The sequence below is a fragment of the Mycoplasma sp. 246B genome, assembly GCF_054353935.1.
In genome coordinates this window covers 1-23418 of the sequence record NZ_JBTHHM010000009.1, presented here as the reverse complement: position 1 = coordinate 23418, position 23418 = coordinate 1, and the positions used below count along the sequence as shown (strand labels likewise).

Genomic DNA, 23418 nt, shown 5'->3' with positions numbered 1-23418 from the left:
AAAATTACTTATTTATATACATTTTATTAAAAAACCTCAAAGAGGTTATTTGTTTTTCTTCAAACCCTGTGAAATAGCACGTTTTAATTCAAAATCACTACGATATAAGTAATCATCAATTGCTTCTGCTAAACCGTTTTGTTCTACTGTGGATGTAAAATATTTAGCAAAAGTTCTTGAATATGAATCGGTGTTTTCCATTGCATATGTATATCCTGCTGTTTTGAACATAGAAATATCATTTTGACTATCACCAATAGCCATTACATCATCAACGGATGCATTTAAAAGATTATCACAAACCCACTTAATACCACTACCTTTTGATACACCTGCTTTTGTTATTTCAATATGTGATTTAAGGTTTACAATATTTAAATTGATACCTCTTTGCTTTGCAAGCTCACAAAATTTATCAACAAGTTCTAATGGTCCATAAGACTCAATTTTATGTAAATCAGATGGTATTTCACCTGTTTCGATTCAGTCGGTATATTCACAAAAATCACTAATGAATTTACGGAAACGATCATCAGCACCTTTTAAATAATATTTATGTGTACCAAAATAATATAGCCCTAATCCTAGTTCATCTGCTAGTTCTCAAACTTTTTTTGCTTCTTCTTGTGGAAGATATTCAATATGCAAAATTTCTTTTGTTTGATTATCAAAAATTAACGCACCATTCGAACAAATGATATATCGAGAGTGTACTTTTTCAGCTAAATTTTGAATTTTCGGATATGGTCCATTACCGGTATTAATGATAAAAGGGATTCCTTTTTCAACAACTTCATGAATTTTTGAAACATTTTCTTTTGTTAATTCTTTACTTAGAAAGGGATATATAGTCCCATCAACGTCACTAAATATAGCTCATTTTTTCATACATAAATTATAAAATAATTTATTAATTACATACACTTTTTATTATAAAATATAATAATATGAATTTAATTTTAGAAAAACTTAAACAAAAATATGATATAGATAAGCGATCATTGCGCATTTATTCGATTGTTGATTCACTGTTGTCATCGATTATTTCACTACTTAGTATTGCATCTATTTCAGTTGCTATTTATGCTTTAGTGGTGCTGGTCCATAAAGGAAACGAAGATAAAAAAGTTTTTGAATCAACATCTTATATTTTGTTAATGGTGCTAGTTGTATTTATAATTTTCTCATTTATTTTGACATTAACCTTGATTATTTATAAATATTTTGATCGTTCTGCTAAGTATAAAAAAATTGTTAATACTTTAAAATACCTTGATTTAAAGTATCATAGCAACCAAATTTCAAAGGCTGATTTAGAAGTGATTATTGATAAACTTTGAGAAAAAGCAACTAAGAAAAAGAAAGTTGGTATAGGTAAAATTCTTAAAGCAGAGTTTCAAAGAGGGATAAAATAATGCAATCAAAACGCGATTTAACACCAAGAAAAATGTATGGGAAAATTATCAAAAATGCCAAAATCAAAATGTATGTCTATGGAGTTTTCTATTACATTTTAAACCTTATTACCATTATCACAGCTTTTTATATTAGTATCATCGCGATATTGTTTTTAGCAGGTAATAATCCACACTTTTTAAACAATGTCAATCCATATAAAAACGAGTTCATTAATAATTCATCGAACTATATTTTATTAACTACAATTATTAACTCGGTTTTATCATTAATATCAGGTATTTTGTCTTTATTTGTCGTTAATAGTAAGTTTATCTTTTATAAAAAGAAAGTTAAGCAACTTGAAATGGAATATGTATTTTATAAATCAAAATTGTATTTATATACACATAATAATGACACCAATAAATTTATTTTATACAAAAGAGCATTACATATTTTAGAAACTGAAAGATATAAATCAACAGCATTATTAGACATTCAAGATTATCAAAAAGGAAGAAAAAATGAGCAAGATCAAACAAGTTTATAATTCAATAGCAGTTATCCCAAAAATGCATATGATGAAAAATTATGTGCAAAAAAAGTATGTTCTTTGAAGAACAATATTCATACTTTTAAGTATTTTATCAATAGCAGTATCTGCATCAGTTGTGGTATTAAACCTATATTCAATTCGTTGAAATAGTTATCCAAATGAAACAATGGCTATGTTTGTTGCTATTTCATTTATTTCTTCGATATCAACATTCTTAATTTCAATTCAATCTTTTTTAAACTTATCAAATCGTAAAAATAAATTAAGAGACAATTTAGCTAGATCAAATGAAATAACATTGGAATTAAAAGCAAAAACAGACTTATCACAAGAAGATATTGATAACATTTCGGAATTATTTAGCTAATGCAACTAAGATTTTATTTTAAGGATTTAAGTTCAATAACAGAAAATAAACTTAGCAAAATCCAAATACAATGCGAGGATTTTGCTAAGTTTAATTATATAAATAAAGTAATATGTTTGTTTAATGCAAATAATGAAATTTTAACTAAAATACATAGTATACAGTTGAATAAGGAAAATATATATGATTTAAAAGTTATGAAAATTAAATTTAATTTGAATGATATTGATACCTTTGTTTTTGATTTAGATGGGACATTATTGACATCCGATTTTAAACTTTTAGATGCACAATTGAATGCATTAAAATACTTAGAAAGCAAAAATAAAAATATTATCATAGCAACCGGAAGACCCAAGTTTACCATTCAATCATTTATCCATCATATACCAACTCAGTTTCCACTAATTTTAGCAAATGGTTCGATGATATATGATTTAAAAAATGATAAACTGGTTAAATCATTTGATATCTTAAAAGAAGATGCATTTGATTTATATGATAAATTAATTGAATTAAATTTTGATTTTTTGTTCTATACTAAAGATAAAATGGTTGCATACAATACTCACTTAAGTGATTTTTATATAAAGAAAAATTATCCTAGCAGAGTTAAAAAAGGTAGATATATAGAAGCAAAAGTGGATTTAAAACAATATAATTGACAACATTTTAAATTCTTAGTTGTAAGAAGACAAAACGATGAAGAGATGTTTATTGAACTAAAAGAATACCTTAAAAATAAAGCAAATTTTACTGGTGTAGTATCACAAAAACAATTTTTTGATATCACATCCAAATTTGCAACCAAAGGTAATGCACTAAAATGGTTGCTGGATAAATATAATTTAGATGCAAATAAAACAATGGTGTTCGGCGATGCTGAAAATGATATATCAATGTTTGAAGTTGTAAGATATTCAGCAACTACAGCTAATTCATTTGAAATAGTCAAAAATAAGGTTCATATGCATCTACAGAGCAATGATGTTGCTTGGTTAGCTGAATTTATAAAGAAAGACACCTAAGGTTAAAAGGTGTCTTTAAATTATTAAAAATTAAAAATTTGTTTAAGGATTTAAAACAAATTTAAGAATGATTTCATTTAAGAAACCAACTTGCTTAAAAAAGGTATGAAAATTTGAATTTAAATATTAAAAAAATGGCGGAACAGAGAGGATTTGAACCTCCGCGGGAGTTGCCTCCCCTACAGTCTTAGCAGGACCGCCTCTTCAGCCTCTTGAGTACTGTTCCATTTGAGACCTAAGTTATTATAACATAATAGGACTTTTACAAAGAAAAAATAAAAAATTTTTTTGTGATGAAATGTTATTGTTTAAGTCTTTCAAATATCTTTTGTAAAGATGCAAAAGTCTTTTGATTAGAAATCGAATCAGTTAGATTAAGTTTATTGTTTTTGAAAAATTCTGAATCAATAATTAATCTCCCAGATTCTGCTTTAAAATTTGTGCTTCAGTTACGATGATCTTGTTTGTGTTTGTTGTCAAAAGAAAATTCCTCAAGTGCATATATTGAAAAATCTTCTATTTTTATTTTATCATAATATGATATTTCTGGTTTAACATTCAAGGTTTTATATTTAATTTTTATAATAAGATAAAAGAAGTTTTTACCTTGCTTTATAAATTTATAATAATCTAATAACAGTTTATTTATAGAGGCAACAGCATTATTTTTACTTGTATTATTTTCAACTTTTATATTAACTAAAAACATAACATCTAAAAAATCTAAGATAAAATCATAACTTTGAGTAGTTGTATTAGATTCGCGATAAATATTTACAACAAAATCACAAAATACATTCTTTAGTTTTTGATAAACAAATTCTTCTATGATAAATCCTATTGCTGTTGAAGATCGAATAGTACTATTTTTAGATTCTAATAAATTTAAATCTTCTGCATTAACTTGTATTTAATATTTATACATTTTAAATATATTATGTAACTGACTTATCAAAAGAGATTTATATTTATTTAGTAAATTTCAATTATTCATAAAATACCTTATTTATAATTTTAGCAATTTCTTCGGATAATTTCGGTGGAACAGCATTGCCAATTTGTTTTAAGATATTACTTTTTGAAGAAGTAAAAATAAAATCATCTGGAAAACTTTGTAATCTAGCAAGTTCTCTAGGGGTCATAACCCAGTGTAGTTTTGGATGCAAATGAACTCCACCATGATTTTCTTTTACCGTAGTTGCCGGTCTATCATAAAATTGTCTTTTAAATGCATCGGAATAATTTTTCATCGGGGATTTACCAGGTTGTGTATTTTTAATTTTTTCAAACATTTTAGGTGAATGCTTTGAAAAAATATGATTTCATTTTACATCCTCAGAAACATTTTCTAAATCAGATATAGCATCATATACGGTTTTAATAGGTAGAAAAGTGTTTTCAAGCATTTTAATTACTTTATCAACTTTTTCCTTTTGATGTTGTTTAGCACCGATAAAAATCACTCTCTGACGCTTTTGTGGAACACCAAAATTTGATGCATCAAGCAAGATATATTTTGCATAGTAACCAATGCTATGTAATTTGTCAATAATTTTATTTATTACTAAATTTCCATCATGTTCTTTAAAAGAAAGAATTCCTTTTACATTTTCTAAGACAAAAAGACTTGGTTGAATGTCTTCAATTACCTTTATGGTATATTTATAAAGCTGATTGCGATTGTCATCTTTATCTCTTTTACCGGCCATTGAATATCCTTGACAAGGAAAACCACCGATGATAACATCGATGTTATGTGCATAGTTATTCTTAAGATATTCTAAGACTTTTGGATCAGTAATGTCATTAACAAAGGCATCTTGGTTAAAATTAAGATTATATGTATCTAGTGCAGGTTTTCAAAATTCTACGGTGTCTGTAATCACAAAACCATTTTTTACAAATCCATATGTTAATCCACCACAACCAGCAAATAAATCAAGTAATTTCTTATCCATAATTTAATTATATCTTAATGCTACTTATAAACACATAATTATTGAAAATATTAAAAAAACAAGGATATTACCCTTGTTATTATTTATTTATGTTGCTGCAAAGCAGCAGCTTGTGCTTGTAAACTTTGGATGCCGGCATAAATTTGGAAAAGAACCGAAACAATGTTTTGTGGGGCTACATGTTTTGAATCCGGTGTAAGCAATGCTTTTGTATAAAAGTGCATTACCTTAGTGAGAGTGCTATAATCTCCACCTGTTGGGATTAGATTCATAATATCTTTTACAAAAGTATTTAACTTATCTAAGGTTTCTTTGTTGTTTAAATTATTAGTATTTTTAGAAGCATCAGAAGCTATAAATCCGGGTGCAATCACAGCTAAAAAGTTTGTAAGAGCTTTTTGCAAATCATCTTTGGTATATTTTTTAGTATCTTGTGCAACATCTGCTAAGGTTATTTGTGGAAGAACATGTTGATTAAAGATATCGTTATCATTTTGTTTTGGTTTTGGTTTTTGTTGAACTTGTTGTGTGCAAGCAACAGCAAAAGCAACAGAAGGAATTGTTATGCTACCAAAACCAAGATATCATCATAATTTTTTAACTTTCATATATTCCTTTCGGATTATTTAGCAGTTCCTTGTCAACCTAAATATCCTTTTTCGATTGCTTCTAACAACACATCCTTCATTTTTTTACTGCTAATATATTTATCATTTTGATTACCGTGATTGTTATAGAAAATGTAGTTGATTAGCAAGTTCTTGTCATAATTGTTAGCAGAGTTATTGTTGGTACCTCAAAATGAAGTAGATTTAGTCCCAATAATATAAGTATCATCAAAAATACTTGGATTTGTTATTGAAGTAGCTCCAATAGCAACTTTTTTATCATTAGTTAGTTTGTTTCAACTAGAATTAGAATCCTTTGTTGTAGCAGCATTAAACGCTTTTCGTAAACCATCATTTCAGTAACCTTGAACATCATAATTACTACTATTTCAGAAGGTTGCTCCCGTTACACCAGCACCATCATGAATTCATCATAATATCAGCGCAGAAAGTCTAAATAAGAATTTATATTCTGGATTATTCTTTTTGTTATTATCAGTTGTATAGTTAAATGAATTATCTGCTGACTTTTTAATCATCTCTTTAAATGCTGGTTCAGTTAACACAGCAACTAAATCTGAAACACCGGATGCATTTTGTAGAATTTGAGATATTCCACCTGTTTCAAAACCATATGATTCATCTGAATTATCATTTTTAGATGTATCTTCGTTACTTGTTTGGTTGCTTTGGTTAGGTGTTGACGCGTCTTGTACATTTTGTGGTTTTGCAGGTTGTGCCGGTTTAACCTTAGTAAAGTTATCAATAAACTTATAAATTCCTGTTTTATTTTCACGACTAGATGATTCAAATAATCTGTTTACTAAGGTTATATAGTTAGCATCACCGATTGAATCAACAAGCGCTTTAAGTAAGTCTTTTTGTGCAACAATTTTGGTTAATGATATCTTCTTTTTATCATCAGTTAATATCATATATAAAGCACCATCCATGATTGCACGTTTTACTTTATTAGGATTATGATCCTTACTAAAGTCAATTGCCTTGATGTTATCATAAATATGTGTAATCATTTTTGATAATTCATCTCTTTGAGCAAGTTGTTTCATTAAGTTGGTTAAAACAGTAGTAAATAAAGTTAAATCACTTTCATCGTTTAGAGCAAAACCTGCTTTTTTAAGCGATGCGATTAATAATTGTGCAAGTCCTTTTGGAAGTCTTGGGTCAGGATTTTTAAGTACACTCTTTAATCATTCAGTGAATTTAGTTTTAAATTTTTCTGATTGACTTGATTTAAATAAGGTGTTTAATGCACTTCATCAATCGCTGTTATTATTATATTCAGTTGCACGATCGATAAAGTCGCTAAGAATTAAATTGATTAAATCACGGATATTAGAGTCTTTAAGTACTAGAGCGAATGCATCATTGATAAATTCTGGTCCAGTGAGTTCACTTTGATTTATAAAGAAAGAAGAAATGTTGATTGATTTAATAAATGTTTTGGTTTTTTCTTCGTTATTTAATAAGTTACTTACAATCGCATGGAACAACTCTTTAGCACCATCTTTGTGCTCGCTGATAACTTTATCATTAAGAACTTTCTTAAATAAATCAAAGTGCAAGAAATTAACATTAGTTTTGATGTTGTTGGTAAAATTGGTTACAAAGGTTGCTAAATCACTACTATTTTTAACTGAATCAACTGCTGCTGATAATATTTTATCAAATACACCTGTGCGATCAAATAATCCATCAAAATCATTAGCGACTGCATCGATAAATGTTGTTATATGATCAGTTTTTTGGATATTTAAGTATGTTATTACATTATTGATAATTGCTTTAATTACGACTTTTAGATCATTTGAAGATAATGCAGTTTTTAATACAGATTTAATAGCATCTTTAAAACTAGTTTCATTATTTGATTCATTTAGATATTTTTTAATAACATCTAAAACAGATTTAGCATCTTTAAAGGTGTCATTGTGATCGATGAAGTATTTGACGATATTAACAATGACTGTCTTTAGTCCATTGACTCTTAAAGCAGAATTAATAATTGTAGTGAATTGTTCTTTGTTGATAAGGTTATTGTTGACAAAGGTTTCTAGGTAACTTCCGAATGTGTTTCATAAGATTCCACCAAAATCAATTTGATTAATAAGAAGTTCAAATCCATTTTCAAGGAGTTTACTAAAGATGTCCTTGTTATCACCTTGTTTAAGTTGTGGTAGAGCAAGCATATTATTGAGCAATTGAATGAATTTTGCTTCATAACTTGGATCAGAAGCAAATACCTTAACTTGCTCTAATCATTTGTTAAATAATACACTTAATTCAATTTGTGTACCGTTGGTTGATAGCAGTTTTACAAGTCCATCGATAAAACTTTGAGAAAGTTTTAAAGTTTTGTCAGTTACACCGAAGGCATCAATTAATAATTCAGTAGCTTTTTCTTGTTTTGATGCATCGATGTTTTTGAATATCGATGCATAAGATGTTTTATTAATTTGTTTTACTAAAACTTTTGCCAAAAGTTGTTTGAAATTGTTAGATGTATATAATTTTGCAAAAATATTTGTTAATATAGATTTAATTGCATCTTGGAAAGGTTGTGAAGTAAAGATTTTTTGCACCAAATCTGATCGACTTGTAAAAGTTTTAAAGGTATCAAGTCTTGATAATAAATCATCAATAGCAGCAAAAATTTGAGTTTTTAAACTTGAATCATTAATTATTTCTTTTGTACCTTCTTTAAGTAGGTGTAAATCAGCTCCTAAATTACTTAAACTTTGTTTTTGTTCATCGGTTAATGCTTTATCAAGAATTTGATCAACTCATGCTTGATTTTTAATAAAATCGTTATATAACTTCTCTAAAATAGAATTTTTAACAACATCTCTTAGTGCATCTGTGAATGTGTTGAAGTTAGTAAATTTGCTTGTGTTGTCTAAAATATATTGTATAGTGCTATCTAAAACTGATACAAATTCATCGTGAGTTAATAATGCATTTATGCGTTCTTTTAGTTGTTCCTTGGTTAAATTAAATAATGTATCAGGTAAGAAAGTTTCTAAAACATATGATAAATCTTGTGTTTTGAAAGTATTAAAGAACGAAATAAGTAGTTTTCTAAATTGATCTTTATGTTCAGAAATAAATGGTGTTTCAATAACTTTTTTTCAAAATTCATAGTCTTTGAAGTTAATAACTTTTGAAATTTCACTAAAAATATTTCAAGCAATTTGATCAACGTTTTCTGATTCAGAAAGTCCTTTGATTGCTGCACTAGCAACTTGTGGAAAGTTTTGCATCTGATTTAGTAAATCTACTAAACTTGGATAAAGTGATTGAAGTAAATCAAGATACTCATCTGCGATGTTGTAGTTATATCTACGAGCAAATTCGCGAAGAAGTTTTGCAACTGTATTTGGTAGATGTTTTGCTTGTGCCTGTGGAATCAAAAGTGGTGCAAGGTATTTATTTAGGATGTTTTTAAAGTCTGCACTATTTAATAATATGTTAGTAATATCCCTAGGGCCATTTGATTTATCAAAAAGGTTAGGATTTAAAATTATTAATTTAATTATATCTTCTAAGAAATTTATACCTTGCTGAGTTTGTAAATATGATGTTAATAATGGAGTTACTTCGTTGGAATCTAGATAAGGTTTTGCTGCATCCTTTGATAATAAATCTTTTAAAGCAGGAACAATATTTTTAGCAAAGATACCACGTTTATTTAGTTCATTGAAAATAACTTTAATAATTGCTGCCGCAGCATCAGAATTTTGTGAGATTCAAGGAGCAGAGATTAATTCTTGAATTTTTTCACTTGGTAAGCTGGTAAATTTATCTTTGATTACATCAAAGACTTTTGATGGAATTTTTGCAAATTCATCAAAAGGATTGTTTGATGTTTTAATTTCTGAAAGACTTTCTCCGATCACATCAATTATGTTTTGGGTAAATTTGTTATCATTGATTCATTTTAGGATGTGTGTAATTAAATCGTTAATAAATTGACTAATTTTTGGATCTTTGCTATTTAATCCAAAAGTTTGTATTGATGTTGAAAACGCATCAATTAAAACATTAGCAAAATCTGGATCATTAATAATGTTATTTAAAACAGCATTAATTGAATCTTTGTTGCTATCATAAGGAACACGTTTTACAATTTCTGTAACTATATCAGTGAAATTATTAGCATTATCTCAAATATCCACATTATCGATTATTGCATCTACACTTACATCTAAAAGTGTATGTATTTGTGGTTGCTTAAAGATCAGTTGAACTAATTTTGCTACAGCATCAGATGAAATGTATTTAGAAACCTCTTTCTGCTTGTTAATAGTTTTGACAATTTCTTGCGAAATTCTTGCTAAATTATTTTCATCTAATGCATTTTTAACTACTTGTTTAGCAAAGTCCTTGTGATTTTTGAATAAATCTGATTGAGCTACTCTTTTGATTATGCTAAATAATATTGTTGGGTTTCCAGTTGTAGTAAATTTATCATAAACCTCTTTGATTGCATTGGTAAATAAATCAGGAAGTTTGATGTCACCTACAGTTTTAAGATGATTTAATACTGATAAAGTTACTTCATCAAAGACTTTAAATTCACTGTTTACATTGGTAATTAAGGCTAAAAAGTCGGATACAACAGATTCAACTTGTTCAGAAGTGATATTCTTATCAATTTGTCCTTTCTTAAGGAAATTGTAAATAATTTCAGTAGTAATTTTCTTAAGTTTCGGATTTGAAAGAACTTCAATAAGGAGATTATTTACATTAGCTGTAATTTGTTGATTTTGATTTTCATCACTAAATAAAGCACGAATGATATCAGGTAGGGTTTTAACTTCAGTGAATTTACTTGGATTTAAGATAAATGAATCGATTAATAAATCTATTAAGTTTTTAAGGTATTGTGATGAAATAAATGCTTGCGAAAGTTGATTTAAATCATCTTTTGTGAAGTTAAAATCACTTAGATTTTCTTGTAATTTAGAATTTAAAAATCCTGAAATCTTGTCTTTGAAAACACTTAAAGAGTTTTTTAAGATTGTTTTTAAAGCAACAGCGAGCTGATCTTTGTGTTCTGTTACTAGTTCACTTTGTGAAAGCGAAGCAATTAATAAAGCAAGGTTTTCAATATTGAAGACTGCATCCTTAAATACCGGAGCAACTTTATCTAAAGTTAATTGTCCCTTTGCACGCAGTTCTGAAAGAGCAGATTCGGTGTTATAGATTATGTTTTTAATTGTTTTAGCATTAATAATAGTATCAATAATTGAATCTTTACCATTTTTTCCACTGCTAAGTTTTTGATTCAATAAGTTAATTAAAAGTCCGTTTGGATCAAGTTGTTTATAAGTAGAATTAGTAGCTAAGAAGTTAAACGCATCTTTAGCACCTTCAAGTAAGTCGTTAGTTAACTCACCGATTCTGGTGCTAAAGTTAGAAACTTTTCTTTCGAAGCTACTTCTTGTTCTTGTTTAGTGCGAGTTTTTAAGTAAGCATCAGTGTTAAAACCAAGAACTTTAGCATTCGATTCCTTTACTTGAATTTCATATTTAGCAGTATCAGCATCTAAGTTTAAGTATTGTTGTGAAAAATCATAGTTTTTATAATCATTAACATTTAATGATGGATTAGTTATCTTAAGATAAATATCCATTGCGATTTTTTTGTAACCAAAGATATTAGGGTGAATATCAAAGAATAAGGTAGTAAACTTAGTTACATTATGATTTCAATAATCAGCATTAACTGCTTGAATGAAGTTTATATTAGCACGTTTTGCGGCCTCTTTAAGTCCGTTATTAAGGTGGTTAATAAGAAAATCAAATGGTGAAATATCAAAATTACCACCTAATAACTTATTAACATAATCCCTTAAAATATTAGCCATTCCAAACATCGGGGTTGGATAACTAATAATATTGATGTTTGCATTTGGGGCAAATGTTCTAAGGTTTGAAACAAAAGTTAATAATCTTTTTTGTGTTTCTCTTAATGCATCATTAAGTAATTTGGTAAAAAATGCTACGACATCAGCAGCAATTGCTTGTTTTGCTAAGTATTTTTTAACAATTTTTACAACATCATCTTTGGATGCTTGTTGGAAAAGTAAAAACAACATATCATTAGCAGAAAGTGAGAATGTAACTAAGTTAGCATCCTTTAATTTTGCTTTAACTTTTTGTGCATATGTTTTTCAATCCTTACCAAAAATTGTAATTTCATTCTTATTTTCATATGGTATTCCACTTTGATAAGGGATATTAAATAAACGAAGTCAATCTAGTAATCTTGAACCAGAAATAGCGAAGTTTTCAAAGTCATCTACACGATTATTCTGGTTTAAAAGTCTCGCTAAATAAGCAGGATATGAAACACCAGAGATGCTTCCATCTGCTTCTTTTTTACCAGGATATGATCTTAACAATGTTCCATCAAATCCTTCTGTAATTGAATCACCAATTGCAACATATCGAATTTTTTCATTCGCTGGAATAAAAAAATCAGATTTATCACGCTGCGATTTAACTATTAACTGAGCTGAATGGGGGGGGGAGATGCTCGCTTGAATTGCTTGGTGAAGCTGTGCAAGAAGCAGTTATAGCAGTTGCTGTAAGCAGCGCCATTCCACCTGTAAATAAAAATCTCTTTTTCATAAATGTTCCTTACTATCATTTTTTAATGATTAAGTGCTGTGTCAAGCACATTTAAAAGACTAATTATATTTAATCTTTTTAAATGTGCCTTTATTGGACAAATTTTACCTTTTGCAGTATATATAATATAAATATGTTCCACATTCTTGTTTCATAAAAATAAAAAATATAATTTTTCTTCAATTTTTAAGAAAACATTTTCATAATAATATTATACTATAAAATAAGATAATATTTTAAGAAAAAATCAATAGTGATAAAATTATTATAGTAATTTATCATATAAGGAGGATTTATGACACCACACATTAGAGCAGCTAAAGAGGATATTGCTAAGACAGTTATTATGCCTGGTGACCCTTTAAGAGCTAGATTTATCGCAGAAAAATACTTAGATCCAGGTTATAAATTAGTTAACTGAATCAGAAATATGTTTATGTATACTGGAACTTATAGAGGAAAACCTGTAACAATTGCAGGAAGCGGAATGGGTTGTCCATCAATTGGTATTTATTCTTATGAATTATTTAAATTCTATGATGTAGATCGCATTATAAGAATTGGGTCTGCAGGAGCATATAAAGAGGATTTGGGTTTATATGAAGTTGTTTTAGCAACTGAAGCATATGCAGACAATAATTCGTTTAGAAAACTTGTTTTAAACGAAAATGATCACATTGCTAAACCAAGTTTTCAATTAAATTCCGAAATAGAAAAGATTGCTTCTGATTTAGGAACTAAAATTAATAAAGGAAGAGTACATTCATCTGATGTATTTTATACATCTGTACCACTTAAAAAAAGAATTGATGTATCGGGTGCCCTTTGTGTAGAAATGGAATCATATGCATTATTTACTAATGCACAAGCAACAGGTAAACAAGCGGCATGTTTGTTAACAATTAGTGATAATTTAATTACTCACGAAGAAACAAGTGCAAATGAACGTCAAAATTCATTTACAAAAATGATGGAAATTGCTTTAAAATTAGCGAGATAAAATGCGTGTAGTTGATATTATTGATAAAAAAAGACGCAATTTAGAACTTAATGAAGAAGAAATTAAGTTTTTAATTAACTCTTATGTAGATGGAAGTACACCAGATTATCAAATGAGTGCATTTTTAATGACAGTTATTTTTAATTCAATGACTACTAAGGAAACTGCATTAATGACTAAATATATGATGCATTCAGGTGAAGTTATGGATTTATCTATGATACCTGGAATCAAGGTAGATAAACATTCTACAGGTGGAGTTGGAGATAAAACTACATTAGCTGTTGCACCTATAGTTGCAGCTTGCGGAGCACCAGTAGCGAAAATGAGCGGAAGAGGGCTTGGACATACTGGAGGGACAGTTGATAAGCTTGAATCAATCCCTGGTTTTCACGTCGAATTAACTTATGAGCAATTTATTGAGCAAGTTACAAAACATAAAATCGCCATAATCGGACAAAGTGCTAAATTAGTTCCTGCTGATAAAAAATTATATGCATTAAGGGATGTAACTGCAACAGTTGAATCTATTCCATTAATTGCATCATCAATTATGTCTAAAAAACTTGCAACAGGAGCTGATGCAATTTTATTAGATGTAAAATGCGGGAATGGTGCATTTATGAAAGATTTAGAAAGTGCTAAGGAACTTTCTAAACGGATGATTGATATTGGTAAAGAGTTAAATGTAGATGTAAGAGTTGAAATAACTAATATGAATCGGCCAATTGGAAGAGAAATAGGGAATAAAAACGAAGTTTTAGAAGCAATAAAAACTTTGCAAGGACAAGGACCAGATGACTTTAATGAACTTGTTTTTTCTTCTTGTGCAACCATTTTACAACAAGCAAAAATAGCTATTAATGAAACTGATGCATTGCAAAAAATACAAAAAGTGATTTCAGATGGAAGTGCATTAAGAAAGTTTTATGACTTTGTGCAAGCACAAAATGGTGATGTGAATAAGTTGCAAAGTGATGAGTTTTGAAAACCTAAATACCAATTACATGTGTTTAATCAAATCGATGGATATATGGAAATTTTTGATAGTTTAACATTCGGTATCGTAGCTATGAAACTTGGTGCCGGAAGAAAAACCAAAGAAGATAGCATAGATTTTGAAGCCGGAATCACAATTCATAAAAAAACAAATGAATTGGTTCGTCCAGGATATAAACTTTTCACCCTATCTTCATCAAAACCTATTGATCCAACCCTTGTAAATGAATTAATGCAAGGATATCGGATTAATAAAACACCCGTAGAAAATAAAATAATTTTAGATAAAATGAGGTAAAAATGAATTATAACAAGATGATTGATCATACTTATTTGAAAGCAGAAGCAACCGAAAAAGATATTAATAAACTTATTGATGAAGCCAAAAAATACGGATTTAAAACCGTATGTGTGAATTCATCATGAGTTAAGTATGCTTCTGAAAAATTGCAAAAAAGCGATGTAGGTATTACCAGTGTTATAGGTTTTCCACTAGGAGCAATGATAACACAAGCAAAGGCACAAGAAGCAAAACTTGCAATTGATCATGGTGCTGATGAAATTGATATGGTAATCAATGTAGGTCGCTTTAAACAAAAAGATTATGAATATGTTTTAAATGATATTAAGAAAGTTAAAGAAGTATGTGGAAATAAAATTTTAAAGGTTATTATCGAAACTGCTTTATTAACAGAAGAAGAAATTAAAAAAGCTACAGAAATAGTGCTAAAATCTGGAGCAGAATTTATTAAGACATCTACTGGATTTAGTTTTCGTGGAGCGAATTTAAAAGATATTGAATTAATGAAATCTGTAGCAGGAGACAAATTACAAATCAAAGCAGCAGGCGGAATTTCTTCATTAGATGACCTGATTCAAATGCATCAAGCAGGGGCATCGCGATTTGGAACATCTAGATCAGTTGCGATAGTAGAAGGAAACCAATCAAAATCAGGATATTAAAGCAAAATCAAAGTTTATCAAAATAAGAACATCATAAAAATGTTCTTATTTTGATTTTATTCTTCCTTGTATAACTTTTTAAGGTATTCGTAAAAATCTTTGTTTTGTTCTAGGTTCATTAAAGGGGAAATGGTTATAGTATCGGATTTATTAAGATACTTTACTTCCATTTTTAAGTATTTAATCCCTACATAATGAGGTATATTTATTACAAATCCTAAGTCATCTGAGTCAACTATATTGAAATGTAAATTTGTTTTATTATTATTTTTATAATCGGCAACAAGAGTACTCTTTTGTGTAGCATGACTGACTCAACTTTCATATATTAACAAATTTTTATTTTTAAAGAACTCACTTATATCTTGGTTATCCAAAAAGGTCTCTTGAAACTTTTCTCGGTTCATTTTTTCTAATTTTTCTTCTGTTAATGTATTTACATCAAAACTAAGATTCGTAACAAAATGATCTATATGATAATATTTTTTGATATATTCTAATGTAAATTTATTTAAAAACTTTTCTTTTAATTCATTTTCGGAAGTAATAATTTCATATCTATTATTTAATAAGTATTTAAATTTACCGTTATTTTCTTTATTATCTCTTCATAAATCTGAAAAGTATTCATCATAAATTGATTTAATACCATTTTCGTTGTTATATTTATTAATTAGGGAACGAAATTTTTCTATATCTTCTAAATTATATTTCTTTTCTACTTTAACATCTGATGTTTTAGCAGTAGAACAGGCTGTCATAAAGAAAATCAAACTAGAAGAAAAAGGAAAAAAGATTTTTTTGAACTTTTTCATCTTATTTGTCCTGAACTGTATATGTTAATGCTAAACTATCATCGATTGAATTATCAAACAATGCATCAGAATATTTTTTAACTTTCAAGCGGTATGTACCTGACTCTGCTGTTGTATATTCTAATATTTCATCATTTGATTTAACTGATGTTATACTTTTTACTACAAATCAATTTCCATTGCTATCTTTTTTCTCTAGATATAAATCGTAGTCTGAAAATAATTTATCTTCTTGCTTAGTATTGACTGTTTTTAGATTAAGTCTTTGGTTATCTATATGAGTATCATATCATTCTGCTTTTTCTTTGCTTAACCTTGAACCTTCGATGGAATTAGCTATTACTCCACCAAGAATCCCTAGAAATCATCATCAATTTACATTCGCATTATATGTTGGTAAGTTCTCTGTCGATTTTAGTAAACCAGAATTGAATAATCAAGAACTAGCACCTTTGATTTTTTTACCTGATTGCACATAAAATTCTTTTGTTGATAGAACAAAATCTTTATCCGATTTTGACACCTGCTTTGTAACTAAGTTATTTGAAGCAACTAACATATTTTCAAAATCTATTATTCCTGAACCATAGACAGTTGAATATCCGTTTGACTTATACTCTAAATTATTAACATTTGGTTTTCTTGAAGAAGCACCTATAATGGCTTTTATAGCTTGTAATCGGTTTTTATCATTATCTAAAAATGTTTTTTCTCTTAGCAGAGTTGAGACTAAACCAGTGACTACTGGTGCAGCAAAACTTGTACCATCAACACCAAATTTTTCTCAAATACCATTTTCGCTTTTATGTCATCTTCTATATAAATATCCTGGAGCTACAACATTAGGTTTTGAAAGATTTGTATACTTATCTGGTAATAAATAATTTGAATATTTAGCAATTGTTTCAGTCGGTTTATCTGTTTGCTGGTTATAATCTAATGCACCTACAACTATGTCATTAAAAGAGAGTAAATCACCATTTATTCATTCATTTTCTGTTTGTTTTTCATCATTCCCGTTACCAGAAGAAAAAATATTTACAACTCCATATTTTCTTGATATGTAATCCAAAAATAAATTATTTTCATTGTATGTTCTTCTATATTCATCTTTTTCTGGTCCATAGCTATGGTTTATAACTCTAACACCGTTTTCTTTAACCATTCATTCTATGGCTGTTTGTCATTGAGAATCATTAATAAATGTAGAAAAGAAAAGTTTTGAATATCTATCATAACCACGATCACCTACAGCAACATTTGAAACTTCATTAGCATGATGTCTATAATTTGAATTTGATACATTATAAAATTTAATCCCAAACTTTTGAAAATTTTGTAATTTTCCTTCATCTATCATACCATTTCATTCTAAAACACCTATATTTCCTACATTATTATAATATCTGTTATCTTCTCTTTCTTTTTGTTTTTTGAAATTGACTATTTCTAAATCTTTTGTATTATCTACTGTTATATCACGATCGAAATACACATCCCAATCTGTTTTATTATTATAAGATAACCGCTTATTTTGTATTTCATTAGGGAAAATTATACCTTTATAAATTTCTTTTTCATCTATAATGCTTTTAATGAAATTTTTTCTTTGAATTTCATCATCAAAATAAAATCAAACAATTGGCATCATCGAACTTATTTGATATTTTTTAAAATTTAATCTTTTCTTTTTAATTGCTTCTATAAATTCAATGTTTTTATCTTTTACCCAATTTTCATCATAAACAGAATTAGGTTTTTCATCAAAGTTTAATAAAAGTTTTAATTCAAAATTATTATTTACAGCAACATTTCTCACTGAATTGAAAAGTTCACCATTTTTATTTATACGAATTTCAACTTTTTTACTCTGATATTCAAGATATCAAGGTTTTTTATTTATTTTTGTTGTATTTGTTAAACCAATTGCAGCAAAAGTTACAATAGAACCAAAAAATAAGGTTCCAAAAGAAATAATTTTTTTAATCTTTTTTTTCAATATAATATCTCCTTATCATAATATTTTGTAAGAAATTAATTAAGTATACGATTTCTTACATTTTTATTTTATAATAAATGAGAAAAAGAGTTTAGAAAATGATATAAAAAGTTATTTAAACTCTTTATATCTGCAAATTTTATGGAAAAGAAATATGCATTTATACTTATATAAATACTTTAACCCAACACCTTTTTAATAATTTATTTTGCTTTGTTATTCATTGCAAGTTCTTTTTTATAATTAATTCTTTTTATCTTTTCTAAATCATTTTTAGCATAAATAGCATTTAAATAAGCAAATAAATAGTTAGATGATGCTTTATTAAACTCGCTAGCATCAGCAGCATCGTACCTCCAGTAAGAATCTAATTTAACATTTCTAGTAATTTTGAAATATTGTTATTTGTGTATAGAATTTTTATTATAAAAGTTATCGATAAATAACATATAAGCCGTGATTAGAGCGTACAACTCTCCTGAGCTGGTCACGTAAAAAAAAATTGGTCATATTGCGATATATGTTTCCAACTACTAAGTACACGGTTTATCAGCTGGATTTTTTAAATCCAAAATCTCAACAAAAATGTGTATAATTTAATATATTTAATTATTTAACTATAAACAAGATAAAAAAGGAGATAAATGGATAAGGAAACATATTTATTTGCCATTGACTTAGATGGTACAACATTGCAATCCAGTGCTACCGGGGAAGTGCACGAACAAACAAAAAATGCAATAAATCGTGCTGTTTCAGAAGGTCATATTGTATGTATTTTAACAGGTAGACCATGAAGAAGTACTAAAAGTATTTATGAGGCATTAAAATTGGATACTGTTGTTTCTAATTATAATGGAGCACACATTCACAGACCTTATGATGAAAGTTTTATCCCTTATATAAAATATTTAAACTTAAATGAAGCTCTTTATATTTTAGGTGATGAAAAAGTCCAGCAGGAAGTTTCTAATATTGCAATTGAAGGACCAGATTGAGTGCAATTACAACATCGTGATGAAGACTTAGAAAAAGTTTTTGGATTTTCTACAACAGCAAAATTAAAAATAGGTTTAGACTTTCATAAAATACCTTTAATGCCAACAGGAATAATTTTTGATGTGAAAAAAACAACAGATGTTGAATCATTAAGGCAATACTTAAAATCAAGATATGGTGATTTAGCAGAGTTTTCATATTGGTCAAAAGGGGAAGGATTAAGTCCTGTGTTTGATATGACTAATATTACTGCTAACAAAGGGAAAGCATTGAGTATGTTGATTCGTTACTATGATGTAAAAATTGAGAATACAGTTGCAATAGGAGATGGTTTTAATGATGTTCCTATGTTTAAGGTTGCTAATGTTTCTGTAGCTATGGGAAATTCAACTAGAGAAGTAAAAAGATATGCGACCGTAAAGATTGCAAAAACAAACAAAGATGGTGGAGTAGGTTGATATATAAATAAATTTTTAGATAATCCAGAACTTGAAAAAGCTAAATCTAATGAAAAACGCAGAAAGAGAAGTCAAGAGGAAGATTAGTGAGATTACTTGATGTTTTTAATCAATTATATAAAAATAAGGAGATAATAGGTATAGATGAAACAGGAGTAGGTGATTTTTTCACCCCAGTCATAGGTGTTTGTGCATTTTTACCTAATAATTTACATTTATGAGCAACTGAATTAGGTATAAAGGATTCAAAGTTATTAACTGATAATAGAATCCAGATATTAGCAAAGGAATTGATAAAAAAGATTCCATATACCAAATACGTACTCACTCAGAGTGGTTATAATAAGTTAGTATCAAAAAAATATAATGCAAATGAAATCAAATATTTTATTCATATGCATTGTTTAGAACATTTTTTTGACAAATATAACAATATAAATGTAAAAGATTTTGCAGTATTAGTTGATCAATATTCAACTTTTAACTCTATTTTAAAGTATCAAAAAAAATTTAATGAAATAAATTTATTTAATGATATTAATAAAAAAGATATTGATATTATTTATCAACCAAAAGCCGAATCTATAAATTTATCTGTTGCATGTGCATCGATAATAGCTCGTTATTATTTAATAGAGTATATGAATAAACAAAGAAGTGAATGAAATTATGAATTTGCTTATGGGGCAAGTTCAAAAGTAAAACAACAAGTGAAAGAGTTTGCTTTAAAACACGGTGAAGAGTCGTTAGAAAAAGTATGCAAAACCAGTTTTAAATTATAAAGCGGCATTTTGCCGTTTTTTATCAACAATTATAAAGATTTTGATAAAATAAATAAAAAGGAGAAATTAATGGAAAAATATAGTGAACAAGAACAAATTCGAAGAAAAAAACTACAAATATATGAACAATTAGGAGTTGAAGCATTTGCTAAAGCTGATAACCTAAAAGAACTTTCTTATTCAGATGATATTGAAAAAGCATACTCAAATGTAACAAAAGAACATCTTGAAGAAAAATCGCATTTTCTTGCTATCGCAGGACGTATTATGACTATGCGTGGACCTTTTATTTTATTGAAAGACTATCACGGAAAGATGCAGGTATATTTTAATAAAAAACAAGATGAACAATTAGCAAAATTAGTTGATACCTTAGATTTAGGTGATATTATCTATGTTGAAGGTAGTGTGATGAAGACAAACACAGGTGCTGTGACTGTTAAAGCAACACATATAAAATTACTTACAAAAGCATTAAAACCATTACCTGATAAATATCACGGACTAAGTGATGTAGAAGAAAGATATCGTAAAAGATATGTGGATTTAATTGTTAATGATGAAGTAAAAGATGTATTTTGAACCAGAACAAAAATTATTTCGCAAATTCGTAAATACTTTGATGCATTAGAATATATGGAAGTTGAAACACCATTTTTAAATGATTATTTATCCGGTGCTGCTGCTCGTCCATTCACTACACATCATAATGCACTTGATCAAGAATTCATTCTTAGAATCGCGACAGAAATTCCTCTTAAAAAGTTGGTAGTAGGAGGAATTGACCGTGTTTATGAAATTGGACGTATATTCAGAAATGAAGGAATTGATACTACACATAACCCTGAATTTACTTCAATAGAGTTTTATGAAGCATACTCTAATTTAGAAGGAATGATGAATCGCACTGAAACATTATTGAAAACAATTGCAAGAAATCTCGGTAAAGAAAAAGTCATAAATAAAGGTGTAGAAATTGATTTATCAAAACCTTTTAAACGTCTAGATATGGTAGATGCGGTTTCTGAAGCAACTAATGTAGATTTTAGAAATATTTCACTTGAACAAGCAATAGAAGTAGCAAAAAACAATGGAGTAAAGATACAAAAATTCTTTAAATTAGGTCATATCATAAATGAACTATTTGAAGAATTAATCGAAAAAACCTTGATACAACCAACCTTTGTTTATGGACATCCAATTGAAATTTCTCCTTTAACAGCTAAATCAAAAGATCCAAGATTTACCGAACGTGCTGAATTATTTATAAATACCAAAGAATATGCAAATATGTATACTGAGTTGAGTGATCCAATTGATCAATTGCAAAGATTCCAAGAACAGTTACAAGAAAAAGAAAACGGAAATGACGAAGCAAGTGATATAGATTGAGATTTTGTTGATTCGTTAGAATATGGAATGCCACCTACTGGTGGATGTGGGATTGGAATTGATCGACTTACTATGTTATTTACTGAAAAAGATTCGATTCGCGATGTGCTTTTATTCCCTACATTAAAGAGAAAAAATCATAAATAAAAAAATTATATAGGTATAAAAATTTCATATTTTATTTTTATACCTATATAATAGACATAAAAAAACATAGTTATAAAACTATGTTTTTTGATATTTACGGTATAATATACTAGCAATAACCAAGATTATGGCGGTTGTGGTGAAGTGGTTAACACAGCGGGTTGTGGTCCCGTCATTCGCGGGTTCGAATCCCGTCAACCGCCCCATTGGTTATTTTTTATATCCTTTTTTTAACTTGTTAGTTTTAAGGAATTAAAAATTTAAAATCTCTGTATAATGTTTCTTTTGATAGATTAGTTATAAATTGAAAGTTGTAGTATATAATTTTATATCTTATTCTTTCTTTATCTCTATAATATGATTTTTACATAATATCCGTGGGTTAAAAGGAGAAGAATGAGAAGAAAACCAGATATACTATTACACAAATTTTTTGAAAACTGAATCTTAGTATATAAAAAAGATTCAATAAGGGATGTTAGTTATAAAAAATATGAACTAACCTTAAGATGACTTATTAAACTAGCACCCAATCTTAAACTAAGTAATTTAGATCGCTATGTATATCAAAAATTATTAAACGAATATGCATTAACCCATGAAAGACAAACTACTATGGATTTTCATCATCATCTTAAAGGTTGCATATTAGATGCACTAGATGATGGTTATTTACAAAGCGATCCGACTCGAAAGGTAGTTATTAAAGGAAAAAATCCTAGAGAAAAAAGACAAAAATATCTTAATCAATTTCAGCTGCAATTGCTTCTTAAAACACTAAAATTAGATTCACAATTAAACATAGATTGATTAATTTTGCTGATAGCTAAAACAGGATTAAGGTTTTCAGAAGCATTGGCTATTACACCAAAAGATTTTGATTTTGTTAGACAAAACTTGAATGTATCAAAAACTTGAAATTATAAAGAAAATGGTGGATTTCTGCCTACAAAAAATAAATCTTCAATTCGCAAGGTACAACTTGATTGAATGACTATATCACAGTTTGCAATGATAATAAAGGACTTAGATCCAGAAAAACCTATCTTTGTTTTCAAAGAACGAATTTACAATTCAACCATTAATGATACTTTGATTCGCAGGTGTAACAAGGCAAATGTTCCACCGATAACAATTCATGCCCTTAGACATACACATGCATCATTGTTGTTATATGCTGGGGTATCAATAGCTTCCGTCGCGAAGCGACTTGGTCATGCTAGTATGAATACTACCGAAAGAATTTATTTACATATAATTAATGAGTTAGAAAATAAAGATATCGATTTAGTG

20 protein-coding genes and 2 tRNA genes are annotated in these 23418 nt (G+C 28.0%); 12 read left to right on the top strand and 10 right to left on the bottom strand.

Features of this window, described 5'->3' with window-relative positions; translation table 4 throughout:
- Positions 1 to 45 precede the first annotated feature (45 nt).
- A complete protein-coding gene (locus ACXYRR_RS03475; protein WP_458597961.1) occupies positions 46 to 888 on the bottom strand; it encodes a Cof-type HAD-IIB family hydrolase in 843 nt (280 codons plus the stop codon).
- A gap of 59 nt (positions 889 to 947) precedes the next feature.
- Here ACXYRR_RS03475 and ACXYRR_RS03470 point away from each other — a divergent pair, with 59 nt between their 5' ends.
- The 4 genes from ACXYRR_RS03470 to ACXYRR_RS03455 are packed head-to-tail and all read left to right on the top strand — an operon-like array spanning position 948 to position 3349.
- Positions 948 to 1415, top strand: a complete 468-nt coding sequence (locus ACXYRR_RS03470; protein ID WP_435129835.1) for a hypothetical protein — start codon at positions 948 to 950, stop codon at positions 1413 to 1415.
- Positions 1415 to 1948 (top strand): DUF4231 domain-containing protein, encoded by a 534-nt coding sequence (locus tag ACXYRR_RS03465; RefSeq protein ID WP_458597959.1) that lies wholly within the window; start codon positions 1415 to 1417, stop codon positions 1946 to 1948. Before ACXYRR_RS03470 ends, ACXYRR_RS03465 begins: the two co-directional genes overlap by 1 nt.
- Entirely contained in the window at positions 1923 to 2321 is a 399-nt protein-coding gene (locus tag ACXYRR_RS03460; RefSeq protein WP_435129829.1) for a hypothetical protein, read from the top strand. The genes ACXYRR_RS03465 and ACXYRR_RS03460 overlap by 26 nt, the downstream gene beginning before the upstream one ends.
- A complete protein-coding gene (locus ACXYRR_RS03455) occupies positions 2321 to 3349 on the top strand; it encodes an HAD family hydrolase (RefSeq protein WP_458597957.1) in 1029 nt (342 codons plus the stop codon). Before ACXYRR_RS03460 ends, ACXYRR_RS03455 begins: the two co-directional genes overlap by 1 nt.
- Positions 3350 to 3484: 135 nt before the next feature.
- Here the strand turns inward: ACXYRR_RS03455 and ACXYRR_RS03450 are convergent.
- The 7 genes from ACXYRR_RS03450 to ACXYRR_RS03420 form a co-directional block, all read right to left on the bottom strand.
- Positions 3485 to 3575: transfer RNA gene (locus ACXYRR_RS03450), tRNA-Ser, on the bottom strand.
- A gap of 75 nt (positions 3576 to 3650) precedes the next feature.
- Positions 3651 to 4259, bottom strand: coding sequence for a UpaP162 family type II restriction enzyme (locus tag ACXYRR_RS03445; protein ID WP_458597979.1), 609 nt, complete (start codon positions 4257 to 4259; stop codon positions 3651 to 3653).
- A gap of 76 nt (positions 4260 to 4335) precedes the next feature.
- Positions 4336 to 5307 (bottom strand): DNA cytosine methyltransferase, encoded by a 972-nt coding sequence (locus ACXYRR_RS03440; protein ID WP_458597955.1) that lies wholly within the window; start codon positions 5305 to 5307, stop codon positions 4336 to 4338.
- Between the two features lie 83 nt (positions 5308 to 5390).
- Positions 5391 to 5915, bottom strand: coding sequence for a hypothetical protein (locus tag ACXYRR_RS03435; protein ID WP_458597953.1), 525 nt, complete (start codon positions 5913 to 5915; stop codon positions 5391 to 5393).
- Positions 5916 to 5929: 14 nt separating this feature from the next.
- Positions 5930 to 11227, bottom strand: a complete 5298-nt coding sequence (locus ACXYRR_RS03430; protein ID WP_458597951.1) for a hypothetical protein — start codon at positions 11225 to 11227, stop codon at positions 5930 to 5932.
- Positions 11228 to 11325: 98 nt separating this feature from the next.
- On the bottom strand, positions 11326 to 12378 hold the full coding sequence (locus tag ACXYRR_RS03425; protein WP_458597977.1) for an SGNH/GDSL hydrolase family protein: 1053 nt from the start codon (positions 12376 to 12378) through the stop codon (positions 11326 to 11328).
- Between the two features lie 61 nt (positions 12379 to 12439).
- Positions 12440 to 12571 (bottom strand): hypothetical protein, encoded by a 132-nt coding sequence (locus ACXYRR_RS03420; RefSeq protein WP_458597949.1) that lies wholly within the window; start codon positions 12569 to 12571, stop codon positions 12440 to 12442.
- Positions 12572 to 12866: 295 nt separating this feature from the next.
- Here ACXYRR_RS03420 and deoD point away from each other — a divergent pair, with 295 nt between their 5' ends.
- Genes deoD through deoC form a run of 3 tightly spaced genes read left to right on the top strand, consistent with a single transcriptional unit; the run spans position 12867 to position 15533 of the window.
- Positions 12867 to 13571: a purine-nucleoside phosphorylase gene (gene deoD / locus ACXYRR_RS03415; RefSeq protein WP_458597947.1), complete on the top strand. Its 705-nt coding sequence runs from the start codon at positions 12867 to 12869 to the stop codon at positions 13569 to 13571.
- 1 nt (position 13572) lies between these two features.
- On the top strand, positions 13573 to 14868 hold the full coding sequence (locus tag ACXYRR_RS03410; RefSeq protein ID WP_458597946.1) for a thymidine phosphorylase: 1296 nt from the start codon (positions 13573 to 13575) through the stop codon (positions 14866 to 14868).
- A 2-nt stretch (positions 14869 to 14870) separates the two neighbouring features.
- On the top strand, positions 14871 to 15533 hold the full coding sequence (gene deoC, locus ACXYRR_RS03405) for a deoxyribose-phosphate aldolase (protein ID WP_458597944.1): 663 nt from the start codon (positions 14871 to 14873) through the stop codon (positions 15531 to 15533).
- 56 nt (positions 15534 to 15589) lie between these two features.
- On the opposite strand, the gene ACXYRR_RS03400 is transcribed toward deoC, so the two are convergent.
- Both ACXYRR_RS03400 and ACXYRR_RS03395 read right to left on the bottom strand, forming a co-directional pair.
- Positions 15590 to 16348, bottom strand: coding sequence for a hypothetical protein (locus ACXYRR_RS03400; protein WP_458597942.1), 759 nt, complete (start codon positions 16346 to 16348; stop codon positions 15590 to 15592).
- 1 nt (position 16349) lies between these two features.
- The gene (locus ACXYRR_RS03395; RefSeq protein ID WP_458597940.1) at positions 16350 to 18347 is read right to left on the bottom strand and encodes a S8 family serine peptidase; all 1998 of its coding nucleotides are present in this window, start codon (positions 18345 to 18347) and stop codon (positions 16350 to 16352) included.
- 644 nt (positions 18348 to 18991) lie between these two features.
- Between ACXYRR_RS03395 and ACXYRR_RS03390 the strand changes: the two genes are divergently transcribed.
- From ACXYRR_RS03390 to ACXYRR_RS03370, 5 genes are all read left to right on the top strand, one after another.
- On the top strand, positions 18992 to 19891 hold the full coding sequence (locus ACXYRR_RS03390) for a Cof-type HAD-IIB family hydrolase (RefSeq protein ID WP_435128813.1): 900 nt from the start codon (positions 18992 to 18994) through the stop codon (positions 19889 to 19891).
- Positions 19891 to 20586, top strand: coding sequence for a ribonuclease HIII (locus ACXYRR_RS03385; RefSeq protein ID WP_458597938.1), 696 nt, complete (start codon positions 19891 to 19893; stop codon positions 20584 to 20586). The genes ACXYRR_RS03390 and ACXYRR_RS03385 overlap by 1 nt, the downstream gene beginning before the upstream one ends.
- 69 nt (positions 20587 to 20655) lie before the next feature.
- Complete coding sequence (lysS, locus tag ACXYRR_RS03380; protein ID WP_458597936.1) at positions 20656 to 22125, top strand: lysine--tRNA ligase; 1470 nt, start codon at positions 20656 to 20658, stop codon at positions 22123 to 22125.
- Between the two features lie 130 nt (positions 22126 to 22255).
- Positions 22256 to 22331, top strand: a tRNA-His gene (locus ACXYRR_RS03375).
- A gap of 190 nt (positions 22332 to 22521) precedes the next feature.
- A partial coding sequence (locus ACXYRR_RS03370) for a site-specific integrase (protein ID WP_458597934.1) occupies positions 22522 to 23418 on the top strand: 897 nt, incomplete at its 3' end.